Origin of the sequence: Thermoanaerobacter sp. A7A (assembly GCF_000445185.1) — a bacterium.
Classification (GTDB): domain Bacteria; phylum Bacillota; class Thermoanaerobacteria; order Thermoanaerobacterales; family Thermoanaerobacteraceae; genus Thermoanaerobacter.
On record NZ_AVAF01000044.1, the window covers coordinates 1 to 25,293 of the forward strand.

Sequence of the window (25,293 nt, forward strand, 5' to 3'; positions counted from 1 at the left end):
ACTTTCACCGCCAAGTTATCGCCCATGCCGGGCGCACATTGAGAAAAAGGCATCTGTGGATGCCTTTTATATTTTTAATATAGCTCTTATCAGTAAACCTCCAAAAATAGCTATAAGCATGCTACTCATTGTCCCTATTAAATAGTATTCTGCAAAATTTTTATCATCTAACTCTTTATATCTTGCGATGGAATTTAATCCCCTTTGCCAGCAGTTCTCTTGAAGCAATTATGTCGCCTCTTATCACTGTATACACATGGTATCACCCTTTCATGGGTTAAAATAATAGTATCACCCTTATAAGGGTAATACTATTGTCTATAGTAGTAAAAATTATACACTATGGCAATATTTTGTTATTTCCTCATCTTTTCAATAAAATCTATGGCTTTTTCAATTCTCTCTATAGTTCTTTCTTTTCCCAAAAGTTCCATTATGTCAAATAGTCCTGGTCCAAAAGTTCTACCCGAAATAGCTAATCTCGTAGGATGGAAAAGTTCACCACTGGATATTTGCAATTCCTCCACAAGTTTGCGATACGCTTCCTCAGTTGTAAATTTATTAAAAGGCTCGACTTCTTTTAAAGTCACTACTGCTTTTTTTAGAATATCCACAACTTTTTCTTTAGTAAAATACTTTTTAACTCCTTTTTCCTCATATTCGTTAACTTCTGTAAAATAATAGCTCATGGCATCAGCTATATCCACAAGAGTTTTTTCCCTTTCTCTTACTGCACTTACTATTTTTTTGATATAATCATAATCAAAATCCTCCTTAATTAAGTTTTTAGCTTTCAGAAATGGGATAACTGCTTCAGTTAATTTATCTAGATCATAATTCCTTATGTAATGGCCGTTTATCCAAGTCAGCTTTTGTACATCGTAAACAGCTGGATTTTTTGATACCCTTTCTAAAGTAAATTCTTTTATGCTTTTTGACACATCAAAAATTTCTTCCCCATCTTTTGGCATCCATCCCAGCAAGGTTATATAATTTACAATTGCTTCAGGAAGATACCCCTGGTCTCTAAACTCCTGCACAGAAGTCGCTCCATGTCTTTTACTAAGTTTACTCCTATCAGGAGCTAAAACCATAGACACATGGGCAAATTGAGGAATTTCTACGCCTAAAGCCTCATAAATTAATATTTGCTTTGGAGTATTTGACAAATGTTCCTCTGCCCGTATAACATGAGTTATTCCCATTTGGTAATCATCCACCACAGTAGCAAAATTATAAGTAGGCATATTGTCTGATTTCATAATTATAAAGTCATCAAAGGTGGAATTATCAAACTCTACATCCCCTCTTATTACGTCGTGAATTACTGTCTTCCCTTGTTGAGGCACTTTTAACCTTATTACGGGTTTTCTCCCTTGCCTTAAATGCTCCTCTATTTGCTCTTTGGTCAAATTTCTACATTTTCCCGTATACATTGGAGGCTTACCTTCTTTTTCTGCCTGTTTTCTCATTTCCTCTAACTCTTCTTTTGTGCAAAAACAGTAGTAAGCCTTTCCTTCCTCTAATAATTTATTTGCAAATTTTCTATATTCTTCTATCCTTTGCGATTGGTAAATAGGTCCTTCATCCCAATCAATACCTAACCATCTAAGTCCTTCAAGTATTCCTTTCATAGATTCTTCTGTAGACCTTTGTAGGTCAGTATCGTCCACCCTTAAAATAAATTTTCCTCCATTGTGCCTTGCAAAAAGCCAATTAAAGAGAGCAGTTCTGGCACCGCCTATATGTAAACTCCCTGTAGGACTTGGGGCAAATCTTACTCTCACTTCACTCATCTTATCACCTCTTCATAAGTTTAAACTATTTTGATTATACTTTAATTGAAGTGTTTTTTCAACAAAGAAGTATTTCATCAAAAATTTGTGATATAATCATACTATAAACTTAAAAAAGGAGCTGTTAAAATGAAAGATATTGCTATAAACCTTTTAGAAGAAAGAGGAGTTACTTTAGAAGATATGGCAGTATTAGTATTAGACTTACAAAAAAAGTATTATGATGATTTAACAATAGAGGAATGTATAGAAAATTTACATCATGTACTTGAGAAAAGGGAAGTTCAAAATGCAATCTTGACAGGAATCGCTTTAGACAAATTAGCAGAAAAAGACATGTTAGAAGAACCTCTTTTGTCCATTTTAAAAAAAGATGAACCCTTATATGGTATTGATGAAATTTTAGCCCTTAGTATAACAAATGTTTATGGTTCTATAGGTCTTACTAATTTTGGATATCTTGATAAAGTAAAACCCGGCATAATAGGAAAACTTAATGAAGATAAAGAAAAAAAGTGTAATACTTTTATTGATGACTTAGTAGCTGCAATAATCGCCGCGGCTTGTGCCAGAATTGCCCATTCTAAAAAAGAAGTTTTATAAAAAACTATTTTTCTAAAGTAAACTTTACATAGCCTTTTTCTGCCTCCACCTTTTTTAATTTAAATCCTTCAACAGGAATTTTAATGGTTATAGTCGTGTCATAGCCATAAAGAATTTTTTGAAGCAACTGACCGCCAATTTTTATATCTCCTATATTTAGAGAATTTATTAACAATTTAATTTTGTTATCTTCTATCGCAAAATTGCCTTTTAAAGTGTATGAATCATCATCTTTTATTTCAAAACTTTCTCTACTAAAAGATACTGTTACATCTTTTAACTTGTCACTGTAAGAGCGTATCATCTTTGTTACATCAACATCAGTAAAAGAAGCTGATACGCTAAAAAAGGAAAAACTCAAATCTTTATACTCCAAAGTATCCCATGGAAATTGAGAAAGGTGGCTTAATAAATAATCTAAAGAAGGAAACATTTTGTCCAAATTATCAGCCATTGCAAATATTTTTTGATAATTGGCAATTTTCTTTTTTATCTCTTCTAACATTTGGCTTTTAGCTAAGCTTAATTCGTCTATTTTTTTTAGCAATTCTATTTGTTCTTTTTGTTTTTCTATAAGCTGCAATCTTTGAGAGGTTAATCTATTTTCCTCTTCTCTTTTATAGTTTACAAGCTTATTTAAATTTTCTAGTTTATTGTAAAAATAATTGGTTACAATGTCTATGTAAATAAGCCTATGCAATAATTCGCTGGAATTTTGTGACATAAGCAGAAGTGATAATATAGCATTTGTTCCATCCATATACAAAAACCTAAACCAAGTCTTTATTATTTCTTTTTCCTTTTCTATGTCTTTATCTACCATTTGTATTTCTTTAGATTTTTCCTGAATAGCTACAGTTAAATTTTCAATCTCTATTGCTAAATCTTCCAAAGACTTTTGGGTTTTAAGCCTTTCTACCTCAAGATTTAATAGCTCTAATACAAGTTTTTGTTCCTCCTCCTTCGCCTTATCAAAATCCGAAGAAGTATCACTTTGCGCTGGTACTAGTATAAAATTAAATAAAAATATACTCCCAATTATAATAGCTATCAACTTTTTCATAAAACCCCTCATTTAATATAGCATTTTTTGTTCTACATGGAACTATTTAACATTAGCTAGTCCACAGTAATCTTGTCTTTTATCTGTTCAAACATTTTAGGACCTATTCTCGGAACATTCATTATGTCTTCAATTTTTTTAAAAGAACCTTTATTTTCTCTAAATTCGATTATCCTTTCAGCCGTCACAGGTCCTATCCCAGGCAAAGTTTGCAATTCTTCTTTAGTCGCAGTATTTATATTTATTTTTTCATTTTTCTGTATTGTACTATTAGGAGAAATATTATTTGTTTCACCCTTTTTTGGAACTCTTATCATTTGTTCATCCTTAACTTTTTGCGCGAGATTTATATTTGTGAGGTCTGCTTCTTCCAAAGGTCCTCCTGCTTTATTTATAGCATCTATAATCCTTTCTCCTTCTTTCATAGTGTAGACTCCTGGATTTTTTACTAATCCTGTTACATATACTTTTATTTCCAAAGGCTTTTCTTTGTTCTCTTCACTCTCTACAATTCTTTCCACTGGCACACTCTCATTGCTTGCATTGACGACAAATTCATTTTTTAATTTATAATTTTTGTAAATTACATATCCTGAAAATGCCAATATAAAGCATAATATAACAACTATAGCATATTGCTGTTTTTTTGAAAAATAAGGCATACTAACACCTCTTTTTACAGCTTCCTTTATTTATTTCTACATGAATTAAAAAATTCCTTTTTATTTTTCACATTTTTTTGGTATACTTTAGGTATGAGCATAAATTGGAGGCATGGCAATGAAAAAGATAATAGCTTGTTTACTTACACTCTTTATTTTAGTAGCTCAAATAACTCCTATATACGCTAACGTACCGCCACCGCCCGAAATCGTAGGCCCAACTGCAGTTTTAATGGATTTTACAACAGGTCAAGTATTGTATGACAAAAATATGCACAAAAGAATGTACCCCGCAAGCACAACTAAAATTCTTACTGCAATTATTGCTATAGAAAAGGGAAACTTAAACGATATTGTAACTGCAAGCGATAATGTTACAAAAATAGATGGAAATTCCATATTTCTTTCTCCTGGTGAACAACTTACGTTAGAGCAATTACTTTATGCGCTTTTGTTAGAATCTGCCAATGATGCAGCAATAGCAATTGCTGAACACATTGGTGGGAGCATAGAAAACTTTGCTAAAATGATGAATGAAAAAGCTAAAGAAATTGGAGCTTATGATAGCCATTTTGTAAATCCAAATGGTCTTCCTGATGAAAATCATTATTCGACCCCTTATGATATGGCATTAATAGCAAGGTATGCAATGCAAAATCCTGAATTTAGAAAAATAGTAACTACAATACATTATCAAATTCCCCCTACTAATAAGTTTGATAAAGTAAGAGATCTATGGTTAAGCAACCGCTTAATTAAACCTTCAAGTTTTCACTATGAAGGCGCCGATGGAGTAAAAACAGGATACACGGTTGCAGCAGGTCAAGTTTTAGTAGCTTCTGCAACAAGAGACGGCCACAGACTTATATCCGTCATAATGGGAGACCAAGGAACAAATATCTGGACAGATACTATAAAGCTTTTGGACTACGGATTTCAAAACTTTACTTTAGTGAAAAAAACAGAAAAAGGTGAGGTAGTAACTTATATCGACTTGGGAAAATCTCACTTTAAACTTCCTCTTATTGCAAAAGAAGACTTTTACTATGAAGTCCCTAAAGGGCAAGAAAATTCTATAGAAACTCAAATAATACTAAACAAAAACATAAACGCGCCAATAAATAAAGGAGATACATTAGGATACATTAAATACACTTTAAATGAAAAGGAAATAGGCACAAATCCTCTTATTGCAACCGAATCTGTTTATAAAAACTTTTGGGGAAATTATTATATGGATGTACAATCTTCTGGGGTAAAAAATACAATGTATACTAACCCTGTAAGATTCATTACTGGAACAACAATTTTAGGAATAGCTTTTATCCTTTGGAGAAGACGGAAAATTAGAAATAGAAAAAAATATATCTTCTCAAAATATTGATTTAAAAAGAGGGCAGAATGCCCTCTTTTTATGCATATATTTGGTTGTCATTGAGACTTCTACTTCTTCCCATGTCCTTTATAAAAGAATCAACATTAAAAAATCTTTTTAAAATTTTAAAATAATACAACTCTTCTTTAGACTTTATTTCAAAACCGTTAGGTAGGAATCTATTTTTTATATACTCTGCATCACTAATTTCTGATTCGGCTATTTTATTTAATATTTCAGATGTACCAGTTCCTATTGCAAATTTTTCTTTTCTTCTCCATACAATTGATTCTGGTAAATAATTTTCTGCAAGCTTTCTAAGTATCCACTTTTCGGTTTTTTCTCGGCCGTTAATTTTAAATGACGGTGTTATTTTAAATGCGTACCGTAACACTTCTATATCTAAAAACGGTACACGTCCCTCAATGGAATGTGCCATTGTCATTCTGTCAACTCTTTGAAGATTTGTATTATGCAAATTTCGAGTTATATATTTTAATTCAGATTGTAATTTCCAAGGATTTGTATAATTTTTGAGGTAATGGTATCCACTAAATAACTCATCAGCACCTTCTCCCGAAAGAATAACTTTTACGTAATTGCTTGCAAGTTTTGATACAAAATATGTTGCAACAGCACTTCTGACTAAGGCTGGATCACAGGATTCAAGATGATATATAACTTTGGGTAAAACTTTTTTTATGTCCTCCTCTGTATAAATAAATTCATGGTGAATCGTACCTACATAATCAGCAACAACTCTTGCATTCTTTAAGTCATTACTTCCTTCGACACCTACTGCAAATGAGTGAAGGGGATTTTTGTATTTTGCTGCTATTGCTGCTATAAGGCTGCTATCCAATCCGCCACTTAAAAATACTCCAACAGGCACATCAGCAATCAACCTTTTTCTTACTGAATCCTCTAATCTAAGCCTTAATCCATTAATAATATTATCAACATCTGCAAAATGCATCGGATCCTGTGGAATTGAATAATATCTCTCAAATCCGTTTTCAGTTGTATAAATATATCCATTAGGAAATTCATTTATATCATCAGTTACTTCCTGAAGTGCTTTAATCTCCGAAGCAAAGGCAAAATAACCTTCTTTTGTTTTACCATAATACAATGGCTTTATTCCTAACGGATCGCGAGCAATAAATATGGTCTTTTTTTTAGAGTCATAAATAACTAAAGCAAACATTCCATCAATATAGTTAACACAATTTTTACCTAGTTCTTCATACAAATGAATTATTACTTCGCTATCAGTATCTGTGGAAAAAATATGGTTTTTTAACTCTTTACGCAATAATTGGTAATTGTAAATTTCTCCATTATAAATAAGCCAATACCTGCCATCTTCGTTTTTTATAGGTTGGCGTCCATGATAAAGGTCAATTATCGTCAACCTATTATGGCCTAATGTAATATTTTCATCTGCAAAAATACCTGACTCATCCGGGCCACGATGTCGTATTTTATCAAGCATCCTTTGTACTTTGCTCTTATCACCAGTTCCTATAATTCCTGCCAATCCACACATTTGATTATCATTCCTCCCCTTCATATATATTTAAAGAAAATTGAATAAGGAACGTAAGAATAGATCTTACGTTCCTAAATTTTATACTGTTATAACTAATCTTTCATATTCACGTAAAATCTTTTCTACCCTTTCTTCTTCAGGTATTATTCTATGCTTCTCATAGTCATAAGCATAACATGCACCATCTATTACTTTGGTCTGCAATTCTCCTTTTGCATACTTGTTACCCTTGAGATGTGGTGCATCTAATAGACCAATCTTTATCGCCAATGCTAATACGTCTGGATCAGAAAGTGGATCAGGACTGTGAGGTGCCAAGTTCTTTATCGCTTCCAATAAAATCCTTGTCTCTTTCTTTAACTGTTCTTTTCTTTGAATTACTTCTTTATCCTGAGTCAAATCAGGCATTCCAAACATAGAGTTTTTTATCACGGCTTTTACTATTTTAACGCTTTCAATTATATCTTCTGGCGTTGCAGCATGATGAGCTTCACAGTAGCCTACCACATGATAGATATGAGGCTTTATAGCCATGGAGAGATAGGCACTGGAAGCCAATTGTCCTTTAGCTTCTAAAAGGTCGGAAGGGAAACTTGCAAGTCCAGCCCTTGCCTGCCTTATAACTCTGAAATTTTCATCTTGTAATTCTCCTATCAATTCTATCTTAGCTAACATCTTTGCCAAATCCATTTTTGGTGAAATAGAAGCAGGTACATTAAACATAAACTGAGCTACATAGTCTCTTACTCCCATCTTTTTGGCATTATATGCTGCAAGATAAGCCATTGTTACTCCAATTACGTCGTGAGCATCTCTCAAGCTCCAATGATGTGCTTCGTTTACTTCTACAGGTACTCCTTTTTCAGCGTGCCATTTCATAAGCTGCTGATTTTCTCTTATGGAAGTATTTACATCCCTTGGTCCTCTGCCGTCCAATACATTATACCAGCAAAGGGGAATCGCTGCCCAAGCGTTATGGATAGTCTCTAGAAGCATCTCTGCCATCTTGAAAACATCATTTGTACCACTGTAACATCTGAGAAGAGGATAGTTACCTCTTCTTGAAGCCTCATATATTCTTATTAAGTCTTCTTTCTTTCTTATAGGAACACCGCCTGCTCCGTCCAAAGATTTGTCATATTTCTTATCAAAGAAGTGCTCTTGAGCATTTTGGTCTGGTGCTATAGAAATTACATCTAAAACTTCTGCTTCTGCTATCTTCTTAACTCCTTCTATAGTGTCCTCCAATGAAGGAAGCCCAAAGTGATGCCTTATTATAGGATAAGGGAATTTGTCCTTTATTCTTCCAATTAATGTATCAGCAAAAACTCTTTGTCTATGGTTTGAACTTCCTCCTCTTAAGAAATTAATTGTAGCTTCATCGCCATTTTTACCATCAAAAACTGCTGCAAATATTCCTGATTTACGAGCTACTTCTGCAGTAGGCTCTGTCCCTCCAAATACCCATTTTATATGTTGCAAATTATTTACTTCTATTTCCCTCTTGAGTTCTTCTAAAAGTTTTTCAAGAGCTGAAGGAGTTAGTCTAAAGCTTACTCCTACAATCTCCGGCTTATGTTCTTTAACAGCTTCAATCAATTTTTTAATAGGAACTGCAGGACCTAAAAATACAGTCTCATAACCTTGCTGTTCTGCAAATCTCAAAAAGTTATACACACCTGCTACATGGACGCAATTACCTATCGCTGCCGCTACAATTAACTTTTTCATGCTATCGTTACCTCCTTTCTTTTCCCTTCAACCAATTCTATAATTTCTTCAACTGTCATACCTTGTATGCCAAGCTTTTCAGCCGTTCTTCCAACTTTCCAATAATCTTTTCCGTGCATAACTGAAGCAAGATGTATAACAGCATCAATAGTGGGGGTCTTAATGCCTATTTCTTTCCCTATAGAAGACATAGGCACTAAACTCATAGGAACATCTTCAAATATATAACGACAATCTAATGTTTGAGGAGCTAATAAACCAACATAAGCTTTTGTATTTTGAATTGCCTCATATAGATTTTCTCCTTCCGCATTATAACTTTCTTTTAGCCATCTTTTAGCGGAAATAGTATTTACGCCCAGAGCTTTTGCCACCATCATTCTCTCATTATCTATTTTTTCCAATATCTTTGCAACAGAAGGAGAAATGCCTTCCCGATAATATTCAAAATTCCCTTTAGTAGTTTCTATTCTCGCTGCATTCAAAAGAGTAGGGGTGGGATGAAAAACAGCTCCAAAATTGTTAAGACTCGTTTCAAGAACATTTTGCGCCGGAATAAACTGAGAAAATGCAGTATTAAGTGTTTCCACCACTATTTCTGTTTTTTCTTTAGGTATTGCAGCAACAGACACTACTTCTTTTATTTTGTATATTTTAGCTCTTCCCATGGAAGACCTGCAGGCGTATATAAAAGTATCTGTTTCTGCAATAACTACATCTAAATCTTCTCTTTTTCTTGTAACATTATGAAACTCTAAAGCACCACCAGTTCTCCCAGGGTTTAATACAATTATTTGACCATCCCTAAGATATGGCAGCATGTCTTCGGCAATTTTATAATGGGCAGAAGCAGGAACTACAACTAAAACTATATCAACATCTTTAATAGCTTTCTCCATGTCATCAGTTATCACATTTAACTTGCCAAACCCTTCTACTTCTCCTTCTAATTCAATTCCACCTTTTTCTATAATAGGAAGTAATTTTTGATAGGTTCTATTGTACAAATTAACTTTATAGCCTTTTAAAGCGAGATGCCCCGCTATCGCTTGACCCCCATTCCCAGCTCCAATTACTGCAAAAGAGAGTTGTTTCATTTTTACTACCCCCTTTTAAAGAAATGAAAAAGCTATAGAGGAAAATCTATAGCTTCAGCCTTGGGTGTCTGAAAAGACATAAAAAGACACCATTGCTATCATCCTCCTCTTTCAACGCTTACGAGGTTAGCTGACGGGTTCGGGTCGAAAGATAACCCTACCATCTTATCAAAAGATGGATTCACCCCCAAAGTGGTTCCCCCGCTTCTTTACGAATTCAGCGTTTAGCATTTTATTCAATTTTCAATTTATTTTTATTATATCATAAAATCAAAAAGTTGTAAAGGAAAACATACTAATATTTCCCAAACTCCTCTCCTACCCTTATTTCATCCAAATAGTTATATATAGTATATCTGGAAACACAGAGTATTTTTGCTACGTAATCCACAGCGCCCCTTATCAAAAAAGTCCCTTTTTCATCCAACATCTTTACCACTTGTACCTTCTCTTCTTTTGACATGAAATTAACAGGTTTTCCGTAATTTTCCAATGTTGTGTTTACTATACTTTCTAGTACATCGCTAACACTACCTGTATAAGCCTCTCGAGCCTCTTCGTTGGTATCCGCCACATCGCAAAACTCTGATAAAGTATTTTTTACCATTATAAATTCTGAGATATCAATATTGATGGTAAGGCATCCAACAGGCTTACCATTTTCGTCTTTTATAAAAAGAGCAGATGACTTCAAAATTTTCCCATCTTTCCCTTTGTTTTTATAGTTTATTAAATTTTCAACGTTATCAGATTTCAATACTTTCGATATAGTTTCAGGCAAAGGGCTCCCTACATCTCTTCCTGTCACATGCCCGTTTACAATTGCGATAATCGAATTTTGTGGAGAAGAAAAGTCATGCAACGCCACTTCGCAATTTTTGCCAAATGTATTAGCTATACCTTCTAGTACTGGGATTATGCTTTTCAAGATAGGATGCGTCTTCATCGGCTTGAATCCCCCTAATCATACAATTTAAATATATGCAATGAGGTGATGAAAAATTACTGATAGGCTATAAAAATCCATCTGCACAAAGAGATAAGACGTTAATAAAAAAATTTATTAACGTTATTATACATACCTTAAATGCGGTTGTCAAGCACTATTTCCTTTGCATCTGCCCACAATCTTTCTAAATTATAAAATTCCCTTTCGGGTTGTTGAAATATGTGAACTATTACATCTCCATAATCCATCAAAATCCATTTGCCCCAATTGTAACCCTCAATATGATCAACAAAAACGCCGTCTTCCATAAGTTTTTTTTCAATTTCGTCTGTCAATGCTTTGACGTGAGTATCCGAACTGCCAGTGGCAATAACAAAATAATCTGCGACAATCGTTAAATCTCCTATATACAAGATCTTTATATCATAAGCTTTTTTGTCTTCTAAAACTTTATAAATTTTAGACACCTTATCTTTTCCGTCTATCACTAAATCACCCTCCATTTTATATGTTTTTCCCTAAAATTATAGTTATATCAACATTACTGTCTCCATTCGTATCTTCCACTACAATAGCATTTTTTAAAATTTTCTTCAGATCCTCTACTATTTTTTTATCATCAGTCCTATTGATTATCTGAGTAGTGTTGTAAGTGGTACCTATTACATTTCCTATCTTCACTACATCATACCCTTGTTGTTTTAACAAATCAGCAGTCTTTGTAGCAGCTCCTGGTATACCACCGCCATTTAAAACTTCTATTTTTATGTCTTTTTTATTAGCTGCGATAGCAGTATCATCTCTTTCATCATTTAAATTATCCATAAATTGTAATACTTTTTGTGGATCTGTGATATAATAAGCAACCCCATCAATGTACTGAGGAGTACCAGGCACAGTAGCTGTTTTTATATTGTCTTTGTCAAGTTTTAAAAGATAATCTGCATACTTTAACATAGTAGTAGGTGGTATGTTTGTTTCTACGTATTGATTTATGGTTTTTAATATACGATGAATTTTTAACAAAGTACTAGGGTCTTTAGCTTTTTGAAACATCGCTAATAAAAATTCCCTTTGGACTTTGACCCTTTCTAAATCCTGTTCTGCATACCCATGTCTAAATCTCACCAACTGTAAAGCCTTCTCTCCATCCAAAAGTTGAACACCTTTTTTTAAATGAATATGAAGATTCCCTGCATTGTCATCATAATTCATGTCCATCGGTACGTTCATCTCTACTCCGCCTAAATCGTCTACTAATTGTTTAAAACCTTCATATCCAATCTTTACATAATAATCAACAGGCTCTCCAATAAGCTGTGACACCATATCCATCGCCAGTTGAGGTCCACCTATGGGATAGGCAGCATTTATCTTTTGTGTCCCATATTTGTCAAGTTTAATCATTGTATCTCTGGGAATAGATAAAATATAAGCTTTGTTAGTTTTAGGATTATAAGATAATAATATCATAGTATCAGAACGCCTTGGATCTGTTGGCGATGTTTCATCAACTCCCAAAACCAATATATTTATTTTCTGAATTGCCTCTGAATTTTTGTTTTCACTATTTTTATTCATCAAAGAAACATCTAAGGGGTTCAAAGACTTTAAATAGATATATCCTCCTACTCCTACAGATAATAAACTCAGCAACAATAACATTGATACAATCTTTATAAATTTTTTCATTTACCTCCACTCCCAAGTTTCAAAAGAATATGATTTCGAGCTTTTACTGTTTTCTCATAAAGAAGTAGTCCCCTCTCTAAAACATAACAAATTGTACTATCAAAAGACTTTAACAAAGCAAGGTCTAAATTTTCCTCAGCTAATCGCCTTAATTCCTCTACTCCTTTAAAATCTCTATTAGGCTCTATATAATCCGCAAGAAATACTACTTCATCCAAAAGGCTCATATTGACATCACCAGTAGTATGAAGAGCAATTGCCCTTTTTATTTCTTGATCTTTTATTCCAAAAATTTCTTCTACCAAATGTGCACCTATAGGACCGTGTAAAAGAAAAGGCGCATGAATTAAAATCTCATCTAGCTCAATTCTATATTTTTTAGCAAGTTTTAAAAGGTCATCATCAGAATAGCTTTTAGCGCAATCATGCAATAATCCTGCTACTTGTGCCTTTTCGACATCAGCTCCATATTTTATTGCAAGATGCATTGCGGTTTCCATTACTCCAATAGAGTGTTTAAATCTTTTTTCATCTAATAACTCTTTTAATCTCTTTTTAAAAAATTCTATGTCATACCCCATTTTCGTCATCCTCTTTGTATAAACCGTATTTTTGAATATATCTTTCAACAGACTCCGGCAACAAATACTTTATAGGTCGTCCCCCTGCTACTCTTTCCCTTATATCAGTTGAGGAGATAGCCAAAGAGGGAACAGTCACTTTGTAAATGACATTTCCATAAAGTTTTCTAATTTTTTTTAATTCTTCATCTATTTTACTACCTTCAACTCCTGGCCTAGTTGCAGCAACAAAATTACACATTTTCAGAAGCTCATCCGCGCTTTTCCAAGTCAAAATTTCTAAAACAGCATCTGCTCCTGTTATAAAATAAAGTTGCGTACTTTCCCCATAAATTTTTTTAAACTCTTTGATAGTATCAATAGTATAAGTATACCCTTCTCTGTCAATTTCAATCGTCGATACCTCAAAAAAAGGATTAGTTATTGTAGCAAGTATAGTCATTAAATAACGATGTTTTTTATCTGTCACCTTTCGCTTTACTTTATGAGGCGGGTTACCTGCTGGAACAAAAACCACTTTGTCCAATTTAAATTCAGACCTTACCGCTTCAGCAGTAACTAAATGGCCATAATGAATAGGGTCAAAAGTGCCTCCCATTATCCCAAGTCTAAGCTCCCTTTCCAAGTTACTATCCCCCAATTCATATTTCTTTTATATTATACATTATACATCAAAAGAGGTAAATTGCACAAGCTTACCATGAGCCCTCATTAAAGTAAATAAAAAAGTGGAATCAAATTCCACTTTTATTCATAGTATTCAAATTCAAAATCTCTCACATTTATTGTATCGCCACTTTTAAATCCCTTTTCCTTAAGAGCATCTATTACCCCGCTCTTTCTAAGAAGCATTTCAAAGTACCTTAAAGAATGCTCATCTTGTAAATTTACTCTTTTTAAAAGTTTGTCAATTTTTGTACCGCTAAGATAATAGGTATTATCTTTTACTTCTATATTGAGAGTTTCTTCCTCTTCAGGAGGTGTATAAGCAATAACTTCTGGTACTTCCTTTATCTCCTCAACCGGAATAGAAGAAAGAATTTCTATAGTCTTGTCCAAAAGTTTGTCAATACCCTCTTTTGTCAAAGCAGATATAGGATATACATCATAACCTCTTTTTTTAATTTCTTTTTCAAAATCAGGGTAATTTTCTCTACCACTTTGTAAATCAATTTTATTTGCAGCAACAATTTGAGGCAAAGTAAGTAATCTTTCACTGTAGAGTTTAAGCTCTTCATTTATCTTCTCAAAATCTTCTACAGGGTCTCGTCCCTCATTTCCAGATACATCCACAACGTGTATCAACATTTTTGTCCTTTCAATGTGCCTCAAAAAGTCATGACCTAATCCTTCGCCTCTGTGAGCTCCTTCAATTAAACCTGGAATATCTGCCATTACAAAAGATTTCCCTTTATACTCTACAACTCCTAAATTGGGTGTCAGGGTAGTAAAAGGATAATTGGCAATTTTAGGCTTTGCTCTTGTGCAACTGGCTAAAAGAGTAGATTTACCTGCATTTGGGAATCCTATTAATCCCACATCAGCAAGAAGCTTCAACTCCAATCGTACCCACATTTCTTTGCCTTTTTCACCGCTTTCAGCAAAACGAGGAGTCTTCAAAGTAGAAGTAGCAAATTTAGTATTCCCTCTTCCTCCCTTACCTCCCCGTAAAACAATAGCCTTTTGATTAGGTTTTACAAGGTCAGCTATGATTTCTCCTGTTTCATCGTTAATTATCAAGGTTCCTACAGGAACTTTTATGTACAAATCTTCTCCGTTTTTGCCATATTGATTTTTACCTCTACCATTTTCTCCGTTTTGCGCAATGTACTTTTTTCTGTATTTAAAATCTAACAAAGTAGACAAATTAGGATCTGCTACAAATATTACATCTCCACCTTTTCCTCCGTCGCCACCGTCCGGCCCACCATAAGCAACGTATTTTTCCCTTCTAAAAGATATAATTCCATTTCCACCGTCTCCAGCTTTTATGTATATCCTTGCCGTGTCTATAAACATTCTTTCACCTGCCTTCCTTTATAGTATATACTTTTCAAAATTTTTTACCCCTCTAAGATATTTTTTATAATCTCTTCTGCATTCTCGGAATTAAAAATATCTCTTTCTCTATTAAGGTGGTCAATTGCAATGTGAAGAGATTCAATCACTTTATCTAATTTCCCCAGTTGAGCATACCCTAATACCACTTGTAAATCATTTAAAAGTTCATGTCTGCTTCGTTTGATGTAGTCTACCAATAACTCCACATCTGACACCATTTTTTCACCACTTTCTTTATTATTTATGAAAAAATCCTGGTATAAACCAGGATTTAATTCTGCGCAACTTTCCTTTCTGGATAAACACTTACTTGTTTTTTGTCGCGGCCTTTTCTTTCAAAAGTAACATATCCATCAATTAATGCAAAAAGTGTATCGTCTTTTCCTTTTCCTACATTTACACCTGGATGTATTTTAGTTCCTCTTTGTCTTACAAGGATATTACCAGCTAATACAAATTGGCCATCTGCCCTTTTTACTCCCAAACGCTTAGATTCACTATCACGACCGTTTCTGGAACTTCCAACACCCTTTTTATGAGCAAAAAGTTGGAGTTTCATTTTTTGCACCTCCTATCCATAACCCTTACATATTCAGGATAATCCGCTTCAATATCTTTAAGGCCTAAAACCATAGTCTCCAGAATAGCTTTTAATCGTATATCATCTTCTGCCAAACCTTTATCAATAATGTCAATCTGCAAATCGCCACTTTCTATTTTTTTCTTTATTTTAACAGTTTTTAACGCCTCTATTCCCAGCACCGCTGTCTGAGATATAGCAGAAACAGCTGCACATATGATGTCCTTTCCGTACTCATCGAAACCTGCATGTCCTTTTATATTAAATTTATAAATATCCCCTTTTGGATCTCTCAATATTTCTACTCTAATCATGGCTTACTGAATTATTTTTTCAATCTGTACTTTTGTGTAAGGTTGACGATGTCCTTGTCTTCTTCTATAATTTTTCTTTGGCTTATACTTAAAAACTCTTATTTTTGGTCCTTTCCCATGCTCTAAAACCTTGGCATTAACCTTAACATTTTCTAAATAGGGTTTGCCAAACTCTACATTACCGTCCTCTTTTGACACAGCCAAAACTTTGTCAAAAGAAATAACTTCTCCTTCTGGATAATTTAACTTTTCTACTGCAAGAACATCTCCTTCACGAACCATATACTGTTTTCCGCCAGTTTCGATTATTGCGTACATCTTTGCACCTCCTCCATCCAGTCTCGCCGGGAAACAAGGTAAAAATTTAAAAACCCGTCCCGAGCGGCCGCAAGTGATATTTTAACATAATAAAATATCACTTGTCAATTAAAAATCGACTAAAGAGTTTGTGTTCCTTTTTCTTCCTCCTCTTCCTTGCCATCGCTTTGTTCTTTTGTTTTTTCTTCCGCTAATTTATAGTTTTGCAATTCTATAACCTTTTGATTCAATTCTTCCTTTTCTTTTTCCAACTCTTTTATCCTATTGTTAAGTCCTCGTATCGTTACGCTATAGCGAATTTGTCCAAACAAACCTATTGTCCCCACAATTATAGCTCCAATAGCTGCTGACAATAAAATTACTAAAGCTTGAGAAATTGAATAATGCCAATACAAAAAACTTATATCCACAGGTCCAGCATTAGAAATAGCAAAAATCGCTACTATAATTGCGAATATCAAAGCTAATATTGTATAATATTGCCCCTTCACAAAATTCACCTCCCCCATCTTCAGTAACACTCATTAACACCTTTCTACCTTTATGATAAATTATACAAATTATTATTGTCAATAGAAATTATAAATTTTTCGATAATGACAAAAACATCATTGTTTACTTTTATCATTTAATTGATAGAAAAAGTTTTTATGTTGAAACTACTCCAGTAGTTGTGTTAAAATTGATTATAGTGAGCAAAATGCTCACCTGGGTCGCAGTAACCCCAGTTAACAAAACAAAGGAGGTAATTTTGTGTCCAAAAAAAGAATAAAAGATCTAGCAGAAATTGCTCTGGTTGCGGCAATTTATTTTGTACTCACAGTTATATTTTCTTCTATTTCATTTTTACCCCTTCAGTTTCGCGTAGGGGAAATTACAAAATCCATTGTAGTATTCAATAAAAAATATGCCATTTCCATGATGATAGGAAATTTTTTTGCAAATTTGTTTAGCCCATTTGCTGGCACAATGGAGCTAATTTTTATGCCTCTTTCAAACTTAATCGGTTGTACAATTGGATACTACATTGGAAGAGCTACTCACAAATTGGTAGGTGCTGTATTCGTAGCTCTTTGGATTGCAGCATCTGTTGGAATCACTTTAAATATCTCTGCCAATATACCATTTATTCCAACTTTCTTAAGCGTAGGATTGGCTGAAACTGTACTTTTGGTAACGGGATATTTTTTGCTTTTTACAATTGAAAAGAAAGGAGTTGTGAAATTTGACAGATAAATATAAAGAGAGAAGATTTGACACTTACGGTTATGAGAAGATTGACAAAGAAGTTTTAGAATCGATTGAATATGAATACCCTGAAAAAAATACTATTGTGGAATATATCACTAATGAATTTTCTTCTGTTTGCCCTTGGACAGGATTACCTGACAATGCAAAACTTACTATAAGATATATACCTTCTAAAAAATTAGTAGAACTTAAATCTTTAAAGTATTATCTCACCTCCTATAGAAATGTAGGTATACTGCAAGAACATGCTATAAATAGAATTTTAGATGACTTAGTTGAACTTCTACAGCCAAAATTTATGGAAGTAATAGGTGAGTTTCAAGAAAGAGGTGGAATAGCCACGAGAATTGTGGCAAAATATGAAAAAGAAAAGTAGATATAAAGCTGCCCAAAAATTTCCTTGGGCAGCTTTTTCATATTGATTCTTTATTCAAATTCTATCTCAAAATGGCCATATTTTTTGTTATTGTCAACAACAACTTCGAGATCTACATTAAATTTCTCTTTGTAAAATTTTACAATTTCCTTTTCTGCCGCGATTTTAACAACTTTATCATTCCCTTTTATGTAGATTTTTCGCACTTTTATATGTCGCAACACTCTCTCTATATTATTCCTTAATCTTTTGTAGATGTACTCAGTTGAATAAACCATCCCTTCCCCTTCACATATAGGACATTTTTCTTTAAGGTATGAGCCTACTTGCGACCTCACTCTTTTTCTTGTCATCTCGACAAGCCCTAATTGAGTATACCCTAATACAGTGCATTTTGTCCTGTCTTTTTGGAGTTCTTTTTTGAAAAACTCCAGCAAATCCTTTCTAAAATTTTCATTTTTCATGTCTATAAAGTCAATAATAATTATTCCACCAATATCTCTTAACTTAAGCTGCAGGGCAATTTCTTCTGCTGCTTCAAGATTGGTCTTGTATATTGTCTCCTCTAAAGAAGATTTTCCTACGTACTTTCCTGTGTTTACATCAATTACAGTAAGAGCTTCTGTTTGGTCTATTATTACAAAACCTCCACTTTTTAACCATACCTTTTTTTCTAACAATTTCTCAACTTGAAAATCTGCTCCATAAATCCCCATTAAGTCTCCTTCTTCATAAGTAACTGAAATATTTTCCTTTCCTACATTTTTTAAATATCTTTTTATGTTCTCATACTCTTCTTTGTCGTTTACCACAATTTCATCTACCTCATCAGAAAGCAAATCCCTCAAATACTTAATTGCAAAATCCTCTTCTTTGTATATCAAAGAAGGAAGGGGAGCATTTTGAAAATCTTTTTGTATTTTCTCATACAAGCGAATTAATTCGTCTAAATCCTCCCGCATTTGCTGTTCTGTCGCCTCTAATGCAGCTGTTCTGACAATTATCCCCATACCATCAGGTTTTAATTCTTTCACAATTTCCTGAAGCCTTTTCCTTTCCCCTTCTTCCTCAATCCTATGGGAAATTCCGACGTAGTCGACATTAGGCATTAAAACTACATATTTCCCCGGCAAAGAAATATTAGCAGTGACTCTGGGATTTTTCATGCCTACTGCCTCTTTTGATACTTGAACCATTATTGGTTGGCCTGGTTTTAAAACTTGTGTAATGCTTTTGGGTAAATTTTCTTGTTGAAAAAGCACATCGTCAAAAAATAAAAAAGCGTTCTTGCCAATTCCAATATCTACAAAGGCTGCCTGCATACCTTTTAAAACATTTTGAATCTTACCTTTATAAATATTTCCCAAAATATTTTTTCCATCTCTTTTCTCTGGATGGTACTCCTTTAGCTTCCCATTTTCTAATAAAGCAATTTGGCTCAAATTTTCATCAATATCCAATATAAGTCTTTTCAAAATTTTCACCCCGTACTTATTCTAAAATCATATTTTTTCTGTGAAGTTTATAAGAGTCTATATCAAATAAATTTCCTAAATAGTCGTTTAAAGCCTTTAATAAATGTAAAGGATTAGGAGCTCCCTCTCCTAATTTTAATTTTATATAAAATTTCAAATAATCTTCTGCCTCTTCAATTACCTTTAATTCCAAAACACAAGGTCTTATATTTACCATTTTTCTGCCACTTTTACTCTCTTTTTCTATTTCAATTATATCTTTTCTCATAAATTCTTCTATTTTATTTTGAATATATTTAATACTTTTTTTAACATTGACTTGCAAAATATACTCTGCTCCTTTTATTTTTGTAGAAAGCGCATCATTTAATTCTACCTCATAGCTTTCCACAATTTCAATACCAGGTGGTAACACTTTGTTCATCTTTTTTCTGAATTCTTCAGGAGAAATATCTTCTTCCAAATCTATATCCATATAATCCCCCTCTGTCGTCGCACCTACTATAAGAGCAGGCCCAAAAGAAATTTTAGGATGGGGATTAAATCCTTGTGAAAAAGCGACTTTTATATCGGCTCTTCTCAAAGCCCTTTGAAATACTCGCAAAAGGTCTAAATGGGAAATAAATTTGACTCTTTCATCTTTTATATACTTATTTCTGAGGCGCTTCAAAACACACTACCCCCTCATCAAAATCCTTTACTCCACAACCTGTACAATAGAGCCTGCAGTCAGGTGTAATTCTTCCTTCTTGAGATTTTTTATATTCTCTAATCAAATATCTTTTATCTACCCCAACGTCTATTACATCCCATGGAAATACTTCTTCTAAACTTCTTTCTCTGTTAGCATAAAAATGAGGATTTACACCTGCTTCCTTAAAAGCCTTTTCCCATTTGTCATAATTAAAATATTCTTCCCATCCGTCAAATTTGCATCCTTTTTCCCAGGCTTTTATTATAGCTTTTCCTACTTTTCTATCTCCTCTTGAAATAACAGCCTCTAAAAAACTCATATAAGGATTGTGCCAATTGTACTTTAACACTTTACTCTTAAGTTTCTTTTTTAGCAAGTCTTGCTTTTCCATTATATCTTTAATGCTGTCTTGAGCTGTCCACTGAAAAGGTGTAAAAGGTTTAGGCACAAAAGTAGAAGTGCTTATAGTGACTTTTAAATTCTTCACATTCCCTTTTACTTCTTTGTAATTATCCACTATTTTATAAGCCAAATCCACTATTCCCTCTACATCCTCCATCATCTCTGTAGGAAGACCAATCATAAAATAAAGTTTGACATTTGTCCATCCTGCAGAAAAAGCCTCTTTTGTCGCCTCTAAAATATCTTCCTCTGTAATCCCTTTATTAATTACGTCTCTAAGTCTTTGTGTACCAGCTTCTGGTGCTAAAGTAAGACCTGTTTTTCTAACTTTTTGTATTTCTTTTAACAAATTTATAGATACAGCGTCTACTCGTGTAGAGGGTATAGAAACTCCAACTCCTTTATCCTTATATTTCTCAATCAGTTTTTTGACTAAGTCTTCAATTTGAGAATAATCACAAGTACTTAAAGAAGTTAAAGATATTTCCTCATACCCTGTAGATTTTATAAGCTTGTCCGCTAAATCTAAAATTTTTTCCTTTGATTTTTCCCTCACTGGCCTATATATCATGCCAGCTTGACAAAATCTGCATCCTCGTGTACAACCTCTAAAGATTTCTAACATTATTCTATCGTGAACTATGTCCATAAAAGGAACAATTTGCTCCTCAGGATGATACACATTTTCAAAATCTTTAACTATTCTTTTCTTTACCTTTTCGGGCACTCCTTTTTTAATAGTCCTTATCTCTTTTATTGTTCCATCTTGATTGTATACTTCTATATAGTACTTAGGAACATATACTCCTTTGATTTGAGAAACAATTTGTAAAAATTCTTCTCTTTCTCCTCCTCTTTTCTTCCAATCTATATAAGCGTCAATAATTTCATTTATGACCTCTTCTCCTTCTCCCATTACAAAAAAGTCAATAACGTCAGATAAAGGAGCAGGGTTATAAGCACAGGGTCCACCAGCAATGACAAAAGGTAACCCTTTCCTATCTCTTGATAGGATAGGAATACCCGCTAAGTTAAGCATATTTATTACATTTGTATAACTTAACTCATACTGGAGAGTAAAACCTATAAAGTCAAATTTATCTAATGGGGTTTTTGTCTCTAAACTAAAAAGAGGAATGTCATTTTCCCTCATGAGTTTTTCCATATCCAACCATGGCGCAAAAACCCTTTCACAATATACGTCTTCTCTTTTGTTTAAAAGATGGTATAAAATTCGAAGCCCCAAATGAGACATTCCCACTTCATATACATCCGGAAAAGCAAAAGCAAACCTTACTTTGACTTCCTCCGGATTTTTTATAGAAGAATTTAATTCTCCTCCTGTGTATCTTGTAGGTTTGCTTACTTTCATAAGCAAAGCATCTATTTTATCCTTTAAGTTATTCATCTTCCTTCCTCCATAGTCATTTTATAATCTCACCAATTGGTAAATACAATCCATGTTCTACCGCATATTCAAAAAGCTGAGTCTCGGTTATTCTATATTTTTCCCTAAATTTGTCGTCTAATATTATTATAACATGGTATTTAGCAGGTATAAAACTTTTTATAACATTTGCAATTGTCTCCTTTTCTAATACTGCTATATGATGTACCCCCATCAATCCTTTTTTGTAGAACTCTGCTTTTTTCCTAAAAAGATCTCTCATTTGCAAAAAAGCTGATGCCTTTTTCTCTTTATTTGCCGCGACTACTAATAACACCGATAAAAAAGCATAAACAACATTTAGCTTCCAATTGAATATGCCTTTTAGAAGAAGATATAACATAACGAGAGAAATAGCATAGGAAGAAAAAACAGCAGTCGCAATAGCACTTCTTAGGCTAATAAAATATGACAAAACACTTTTTAAAACCCGTCCTCCATCCAAAGGAAGCCCTGGCAGTAGATTAAAAAAAGCCATTGCAATACTAGCTTTTATAAAATAATCCATGTCTATTTGTAAAACTTGTGAAATGAATTCTCCAAAAAAAGCAAAAAAAATATTGGACATAGGTCCTGCCAGTGCAACTAACACTTCTAAGTCTGGTCTTATAAACACTATGCTGTCCAAAAGAGCAATTCCTCCAAAAGGATAGATATTGACTTGTAGCACCTCTACTTTTAGTTTCTTGGCAATATAAATGTGTCCACATTCGTGAACGAAAACTGTAGCAAAAATAGCAATTAATTCTTTTATAAATCCCGTTGCAATTAAAAGTAATGCAAATGCAAAAGTAGAAAAATGTATTTTTACTTCAATCCCTCTAAATTTCATTTTGCGCCTTCACTGGCAGCATCCCCTATAACAACCTTTGTCAAGGGGTCTACTGGCTTGCCATTTTCCCAAACTTCAAAATGCAAGTGAGGAGCAGTGACTTTCCCAGTATCGCCTGTCTTTCCAATTATATCCCCTTGTTTTACTTGGTCTTTTTCTTTCACTAAAATTTCTGATAAATGAGCATAGACGGTCCTTACATCATTAGCATGCCTTAAAACTATGACTTTTCCAAAATCCTGGTTTTGCTCCTCCACTAACATTACTACCCCATCTAATGCTGCCTTCACTTCTGTTCCAATAGGAGCATCTATATCAATACCAGTGTGATTTGTCAATTGGTTTGTAATAGGATCAACCCTCATTCCAAAGCCAGAGGTTACCTTTCCAGTAACAGGTGCAATCATTTTGATAGAAGCCTGAGAAACATCAGAAGAAGTTTTATTTTCTGAAGTTTTTTCTTCAGTGGGAGAAAAAACTTTTATCACACTTTCTTTAAGCCAAGGAATCTTACTTTGAACTAATTTTAACCCTTTCTTTGTGTTTTCGTAATTCATATCATAACTTAGCGCACTTTTAGTAGCATTTATAAAAGAGTTAGCTATAGGCACGTCAACTGCTTTAAAAAGCAAAATCATTCCTAATAAAACTAATGAAATAATTAATTGATTTTCAAATAGCTCTGCATACTTTTTGTAAGTGCTAAATTTTTTGGGAGAATAATAAGGAATTCGTTGGTATTTCATGATATATGCCTCCTTCTATGTTACATTTTATTTTGAAGGAGGCATTATTATGATAAATTATTTTTATTCTACTATTTCTCTCCACTCTAAAAGTCCTTGCTCCATTCCCTTCAATAAAACTTCTGCAGTAGCGATATTAGTCGCCAATGGAATAGAATGCACATCACAAACTCTAAGCAGAGCCAAAATATCTGGTTCATGGGGTTGAGCCGTAAGTGGGTCTCTTAAAAAAATCACCAAATCAATCTTATTTTCAGCAATCATTGCACCAATCTGTTGGTCTCCACCAAGAGGGCCGGGTAAAAGGCAATTTACATTTAGACCTGTCGCCTCCTTGATAAGTTGTCCTGTATGGCCTGTTGCGTATATATTGCATTTTTCAAAGATATGCTTATAGGCAATTGCGAAATTCACCATAAGTTCTTTTTTTTGGTCATGGGCTATCAAAGCTATATTCATAGAAATTCCCCCTAAAAGTTTATCTTTTGCCTTCTCATGCTTATATTTTCTAAAAGTCCTATTGCCATCATGTCTGCTACCATTGCACTTCCCCCATAGCTCATAAAGGGAAGAGGAATACCTGTGATTGGCATTATCCCAATAGTCATCCCTATATTTTCAAAGATATGAAATGTAAACATAGCAATAATTCCTACGGCCACGAGCATTCCATATTTATCCTTAGCATTATAAGCAATCTTCCAAGCTTTATACAGCATAATGGCATAGAGAACTATCAGTATAGATGCCCCTACAAACCCTAATTCTTCCCCTACAACAGAAAAAATAAAGTCTGTCCATGCTTCGGGAAGATAATAGAGCTGAGTTTGGCTGCCGTGAAAAAGCCCCTTCCCCCAAAACATTCCTGAACCGATAGCAATTTTAGACTGAATCACATGATAACCTGTTCCCATTGGGTCCAGTTCCGGATTTAAAAAGGATAAAAGTCTATTTCTCTGGTAAGGTTTTAATAGTTTGTACCCAATAGGCAGCAGGGCAATTCCTAAAGCAAAAAGCTGTGCCAATACCTTTGTCCTTATCCCCGAGATATATACTATGGCTAAAAAAATTGCAATAAATACAAGCCCTGTCCCTAAATCTGGCTGCAACATCACTGCAACAAAAGGAATTCCTACATAAACCATTGGCCACAAAAGTTCTTTAAAGGTCTTTATTTCTTCCGCCTTGCTAAACATATTCGCCAAAGTTAGCACTAATGCCAACTTAGAAAATTCAGAAGGTTGAATATCCACAGGCCCTAAACTTATCCAGCTTTGTGCACCATTACTTATCTTTCCTATTGCTAGAACCAGCACAAGACCAAAAAGGTTGAGAATATATATAAAAGTAGAAAACTTAGCAAGAATATTATAATCAAAAAGACATATTAGGAGGATAGAAATAAGTCCCACTAAAATTGCTATAGTTTGGATGATAACTTTTTTGTAAGAGCCTGTTTGAAGTGTGTGGGAGGCGCTTGTCACGACAATAACACTATACACACATATTAAAAGTACAACAATTAACAATCCCCAGTCAAAGTTTTTTAAAAGTTTTTTATCAAACACTTTAATCCCCTCTTTTTCAGCAATCCAATTTGTATTATACCATATAAAGGAGATTTTCACTATATAAAAAAACTGGCCCACGGCCAGTTACAGTTTGTTGACAAAGTTAAAAAATATTCAAAGGAGAT

The 25,293-nt window shown here is 33.7% G+C and carries 29 protein-coding genes and 1 riboswitch; of the genes, 4 read left to right on the top strand and 25 right to left on the bottom strand.

Annotation, left to right across the window (positions count from 1 at the left end; genetic code table 11):
* Positions 1 to 66 precede the first annotated feature (66 nt).
* Complete coding sequence (locus M663_RS15100; protein WP_019907572.1) at positions 67 to 228, bottom strand: hypothetical protein; 162 nt, start codon at positions 226 to 228, stop codon at positions 67 to 69.
* Positions 229 to 356: 128 nt separating this feature from the next.
* Positions 357 to 1,796: a glutamate--tRNA ligase gene (gene gltX / locus M663_RS0102610; protein WP_029687843.1), complete on the bottom strand. Its 1,440-nt coding sequence runs from the start codon at positions 1,794 to 1,796 to the stop codon at positions 357 to 359.
* 129 nt (positions 1,797 to 1,925) lie between these two features.
* On the opposite strand from gltX, the gene M663_RS0102615 reads away from it, so the two are divergent.
* Positions 1,926 to 2,399, top strand: coding sequence for a phosphatidylglycerophosphatase A (locus tag M663_RS0102615; RefSeq protein ID WP_004405273.1), 474 nt, complete (start codon positions 1,926 to 1,928; stop codon positions 2,397 to 2,399).
* A gap of 4 nt (positions 2,400 to 2,403) precedes the next feature.
* Here M663_RS0102615 and M663_RS0102620 read toward each other — a convergent pair whose 3' ends face one another.
* Both M663_RS0102620 and M663_RS0102625 read right to left on the bottom strand, forming a co-directional pair.
* Complete coding sequence (locus tag M663_RS0102620; protein WP_003868103.1) at positions 2,404 to 3,462, bottom strand: hypothetical protein; 1,059 nt, start codon at positions 3,460 to 3,462, stop codon at positions 2,404 to 2,406.
* Positions 3,463 to 3,518: 56 nt separating this feature from the next.
* A complete protein-coding gene (locus M663_RS0102625; RefSeq protein WP_004405274.1) occupies positions 3,519 to 4,124 on the bottom strand; it encodes a helix-hairpin-helix domain-containing protein in 606 nt (201 codons plus the stop codon).
* 118 nt (positions 4,125 to 4,242) lie between these two features.
* Between M663_RS0102625 and M663_RS0102630 the strand changes: the two genes are divergently transcribed.
* Positions 4,243 to 5,508 carry a D-alanyl-D-alanine carboxypeptidase family protein gene (locus M663_RS0102630; protein ID WP_003869543.1) on the top strand — a complete coding sequence of 422 codons (1,266 nt, stop codon included), beginning with the start codon at positions 4,243 to 4,245 and terminating at the stop codon, positions 5,506 to 5,508.
* 28 nt (positions 5,509 to 5,536) lie between these two features.
* Here M663_RS0102630 and asnB read toward each other — a convergent pair whose 3' ends face one another.
* The 14 genes from asnB to M663_RS0102700 all read right to left on the bottom strand — a co-directional run bounded on the left by asnB (position 5,537) and on the right by M663_RS0102700 (position 16,865).
* Entirely contained in the window at positions 5,537 to 7,048 is a 1,512-nt protein-coding gene (gene asnB, locus M663_RS0102635; RefSeq protein ID WP_012269432.1) for an asparagine synthase B, read from the bottom strand.
* Between the two features lie 81 nt (positions 7,049 to 7,129).
* Positions 7,130 to 8,782, bottom strand: a complete 1,653-nt coding sequence (locus M663_RS0102640) for a cobalamin-dependent protein (RefSeq protein ID WP_029687844.1) — start codon at positions 8,780 to 8,782, stop codon at positions 7,130 to 7,132.
* On the bottom strand, positions 8,779 to 9,879 hold the full coding sequence (locus tag M663_RS0102645; protein WP_003869546.1) for an NAD/NADP-dependent octopine/nopaline dehydrogenase family protein: 1,101 nt from the start codon (positions 9,877 to 9,879) through the stop codon (positions 8,779 to 8,781). The genes M663_RS0102640 and M663_RS0102645 overlap by 4 nt, the downstream gene beginning before the upstream one ends.
* Before the next feature lie 101 nt (positions 9,880 to 9,980).
* A riboswitch (cyclic di-AMP (ydaO/yuaA leader) is annotated at positions 9,981 to 10,112 on the bottom strand.
* A gap of 62 nt (positions 10,113 to 10,174) precedes the next feature.
* Entirely contained in the window at positions 10,175 to 10,825 is a 651-nt protein-coding gene (locus tag M663_RS0102650) for a PAS domain-containing protein (RefSeq protein ID WP_003868110.1), read from the bottom strand.
* Between the two features lie 137 nt (positions 10,826 to 10,962).
* Positions 10,963 to 11,316, bottom strand: a complete 354-nt coding sequence (rsfS, locus tag M663_RS0102655) for a ribosome silencing factor (protein WP_003869548.1) — start codon at positions 11,314 to 11,316, stop codon at positions 10,963 to 10,965.
* Between the two features lie 16 nt (positions 11,317 to 11,332).
* Positions 11,333 to 12,520 (bottom strand): LCP family protein, encoded by a 1,188-nt coding sequence (locus tag M663_RS0102660; RefSeq protein WP_004405279.1) that lies wholly within the window; start codon positions 12,518 to 12,520, stop codon positions 11,333 to 11,335.
* A complete protein-coding gene (gene yqeK, locus M663_RS0102665) occupies positions 12,517 to 13,101 on the bottom strand; it encodes a bis(5'-nucleosyl)-tetraphosphatase (symmetrical) YqeK (RefSeq protein WP_004405281.1) in 585 nt (194 codons plus the stop codon). Before yqeK ends, M663_RS0102660 begins: the two co-directional genes overlap by 4 nt.
* Positions 13,091 to 13,726 carry a nicotinate-nucleotide adenylyltransferase gene (nadD, locus tag M663_RS0102670; RefSeq protein ID WP_004405282.1) on the bottom strand — a complete coding sequence of 212 codons (636 nt, stop codon included), beginning with the start codon at positions 13,724 to 13,726 and terminating at the stop codon, positions 13,091 to 13,093. Before nadD ends, yqeK begins: the two co-directional genes overlap by 11 nt.
* 122 nt (positions 13,727 to 13,848) lie before the next feature.
* Positions 13,849 to 15,120: a GTPase ObgE gene (gene obgE, locus M663_RS0102675; protein ID WP_029687845.1), complete on the bottom strand. Its 1,272-nt coding sequence runs from the start codon at positions 15,118 to 15,120 to the stop codon at positions 13,849 to 13,851.
* A 44-nt stretch (positions 15,121 to 15,164) separates the two neighbouring features.
* Positions 15,165 to 15,380 carry a Spo0B domain-containing protein gene (locus M663_RS0102680; protein WP_028986104.1) on the bottom strand — a complete coding sequence of 72 codons (216 nt, stop codon included), beginning with the start codon at positions 15,378 to 15,380 and terminating at the stop codon, positions 15,165 to 15,167.
* Between the two features lie 53 nt (positions 15,381 to 15,433).
* Positions 15,434 to 15,730 (bottom strand): 50S ribosomal protein L27, encoded by a 297-nt coding sequence (gene rpmA / locus M663_RS0102685; protein ID WP_180367018.1) that lies wholly within the window; start codon positions 15,728 to 15,730, stop codon positions 15,434 to 15,436.
* Entirely contained in the window at positions 15,718 to 16,056 is a 339-nt protein-coding gene (locus M663_RS0102690) for a ribosomal-processing cysteine protease Prp (RefSeq protein ID WP_003871518.1), read from the bottom strand. Before M663_RS0102690 ends, rpmA begins: the two co-directional genes overlap by 13 nt.
* Positions 16,057 to 16,059: 3 nt before the next feature.
* The gene (gene rplU, locus M663_RS0102695; protein WP_003871517.1) at positions 16,060 to 16,374 is read right to left on the bottom strand and encodes a 50S ribosomal protein L21; all 315 of its coding nucleotides are present in this window, start codon (positions 16,372 to 16,374) and stop codon (positions 16,060 to 16,062) included.
* Between the two features lie 119 nt (positions 16,375 to 16,493).
* Positions 16,494 to 16,865 (bottom strand): LapA family protein, encoded by a 372-nt coding sequence (locus M663_RS0102700; protein ID WP_003871516.1) that lies wholly within the window; start codon positions 16,863 to 16,865, stop codon positions 16,494 to 16,496.
* A gap of 262 nt (positions 16,866 to 17,127) precedes the next feature.
* Between M663_RS0102700 and M663_RS0102705 the strand changes: the two genes are divergently transcribed.
* Together M663_RS0102705 and queF are read left to right on the top strand one after the other, a co-directional pair.
* Positions 17,128 to 17,610 carry a QueT transporter family protein gene (locus M663_RS0102705; protein ID WP_003871515.1) on the top strand — a complete coding sequence of 161 codons (483 nt, stop codon included), beginning with the start codon at positions 17,128 to 17,130 and terminating at the stop codon, positions 17,608 to 17,610.
* A complete protein-coding gene (gene queF / locus M663_RS0102710; protein WP_003871514.1) occupies positions 17,600 to 18,001 on the top strand; it encodes a preQ(1) synthase in 402 nt (133 codons plus the stop codon). The genes M663_RS0102705 and queF overlap by 11 nt, the downstream gene beginning before the upstream one ends.
* A gap of 50 nt (positions 18,002 to 18,051) precedes the next feature.
* Here queF and M663_RS0102715 read toward each other — a convergent pair whose 3' ends face one another.
* From M663_RS0102715 to rodA, 7 genes are all read right to left on the bottom strand, one after another.
* Positions 18,052 to 19,485, bottom strand: coding sequence for an Rne/Rng family ribonuclease (locus M663_RS0102715; protein ID WP_029687846.1), 1,434 nt, complete (start codon positions 19,483 to 19,485; stop codon positions 18,052 to 18,054).
* Between the two features lie 7 nt (positions 19,486 to 19,492).
* The gene (locus M663_RS0102720) at positions 19,493 to 20,146 is read right to left on the bottom strand and encodes a TIGR03936 family radical SAM-associated protein (protein WP_003866915.1); all 654 of its coding nucleotides are present in this window, start codon (positions 20,144 to 20,146) and stop codon (positions 19,493 to 19,495) included.
* Positions 20,127 to 21,980 carry a TIGR03960 family B12-binding radical SAM protein gene (locus tag M663_RS0102725; protein WP_029687847.1) on the bottom strand — a complete coding sequence of 618 codons (1,854 nt, stop codon included), beginning with the start codon at positions 21,978 to 21,980 and terminating at the stop codon, positions 20,127 to 20,129. Before M663_RS0102725 ends, M663_RS0102720 begins: the two co-directional genes overlap by 20 nt.
* Positions 21,981 to 21,996: 16 nt before the next feature.
* A complete protein-coding gene (locus tag M663_RS0102730) occupies positions 21,997 to 22,851 on the bottom strand; it encodes a M50 family metallopeptidase (RefSeq protein WP_004401658.1) in 855 nt (284 codons plus the stop codon).
* A complete protein-coding gene (locus M663_RS0102735) occupies positions 22,848 to 23,597 on the bottom strand; it encodes a M23 family metallopeptidase (protein ID WP_003870966.1) in 750 nt (249 codons plus the stop codon). The genes M663_RS0102730 and M663_RS0102735 overlap by 4 nt, the downstream gene beginning before the upstream one ends.
* A 63-nt stretch (positions 23,598 to 23,660) precedes the next feature.
* Positions 23,661 to 24,056, bottom strand: coding sequence for a methylglyoxal synthase (gene mgsA, locus M663_RS0102740; RefSeq protein ID WP_029687849.1), 396 nt, complete (start codon positions 24,054 to 24,056; stop codon positions 23,661 to 23,663).
* 11 nt (positions 24,057 to 24,067) lie between these two features.
* Entirely contained in the window at positions 24,068 to 25,165 is a 1,098-nt protein-coding gene (rodA, locus tag M663_RS0102745; protein WP_029687850.1) for a rod shape-determining protein RodA, read from the bottom strand.
* Between the last annotated feature and the right edge of the window lie 128 nt (positions 25,166 to 25,293).

What these genes read in the sequence shown, in the direction of transcription:
- gltX (WP_029687843.1), bottom strand. Translation starts at nt 1,796, where the DNA reads ATGAGTGAAGTGAGAGTAAGATTTGCCCCAAGTCCTACAGGGAGTTTA.
- M663_RS0102615 (WP_004405273.1), top strand. Translation starts at nt 1,926, where the DNA reads ATGAAAGATATTGCTATAAACCTTTTAGAAGAAAGAGGAGTTACTTTA.
- M663_RS0102620 (WP_003868103.1), bottom strand. Translation starts at nt 3,462, where the DNA reads ATGAAAAAGTTGATAGCTATTATAATTGGGAGTATATTTTTATTTAAT.
- M663_RS0102625 (WP_004405274.1), bottom strand. Translation starts at nt 4,124, where the DNA reads ATGCCTTATTTTTCAAAAAAACAGCAATATGCTATAGTTGTTATATTA.
- M663_RS0102630 (WP_003869543.1), top strand. Translation starts at nt 4,243, where the DNA reads ATGAAAAAGATAATAGCTTGTTTACTTACACTCTTTATTTTAGTAGCT.
- asnB (WP_012269432.1), bottom strand. Translation starts at nt 7,048, where the DNA reads ATGTGTGGATTGGCAGGAATTATAGGAACTGGTGATAAGAGCAAAGTA.
- M663_RS0102640 (WP_029687844.1), bottom strand. Translation starts at nt 8,782, where the DNA reads ATGAAAAAGTTAATTGTAGCGGCAGCGATAGGTAATTGCGTCCATGTA.
- M663_RS0102645 (WP_003869546.1), bottom strand. Translation starts at nt 9,879, where the DNA reads ATGAAACAACTCTCTTTTGCAGTAATTGGAGCTGGGAATGGGGGTCAA.
- M663_RS0102650 (WP_003868110.1), bottom strand. Translation starts at nt 10,825, where the DNA reads ATGAAGACGCATCCTATCTTGAAAAGCATAATCCCAGTACTAGAAGGT.
- M663_RS0102660 (WP_004405279.1), bottom strand. Translation starts at nt 12,520, where the DNA reads ATGAAAAAATTTATAAAGATTGTATCAATGTTATTGTTGCTGAGTTTA.
- yqeK (WP_004405281.1), bottom strand. Translation starts at nt 13,101, where the DNA reads ATGGGGTATGACATAGAATTTTTTAAAAAGAGATTAAAAGAGTTATTA.
- obgE (WP_029687845.1), bottom strand. Translation starts at nt 15,120, where the DNA reads ATGTTTATAGACACGGCAAGGATATACATAAAAGCTGGAGACGGTGGA.
- M663_RS0102680 (WP_028986104.1), bottom strand. Translation starts at nt 15,380, where the DNA reads ATGGTGTCAGATGTGGAGTTATTGGTAGACTACATCAAACGAAGCAGA.
- M663_RS0102690 (WP_003871518.1), bottom strand. Translation starts at nt 16,056, where the DNA reads ATGATTAGAGTAGAAATATTGAGAGATCCAAAAGGGGATATTTATAAA.
- rplU (WP_003871517.1), bottom strand. Translation starts at nt 16,374, where the DNA reads ATGTACGCAATAATCGAAACTGGCGGAAAACAGTATATGGTTCGTGAA.
- M663_RS0102725 (WP_029687847.1), bottom strand. Translation starts at nt 21,980, where the DNA reads ATGAATAACTTAAAGGATAAAATAGATGCTTTGCTTATGAAAGTAAGC.
- M663_RS0102730 (WP_004401658.1), bottom strand. Translation starts at nt 22,851, where the DNA reads ATGAAATTTAGAGGGATTGAAGTAAAAATACATTTTTCTACTTTTGCA.
- M663_RS0102735 (WP_003870966.1), bottom strand. Translation starts at nt 23,597, where the DNA reads ATGAAATACCAACGAATTCCTTATTATTCTCCCAAAAAATTTAGCACT.
- mgsA (WP_029687849.1), bottom strand. Translation starts at nt 24,056, where the DNA reads ATGAATATAGCTTTGATAGCCCATGACCAAAAAAAAGAACTTATGGTG.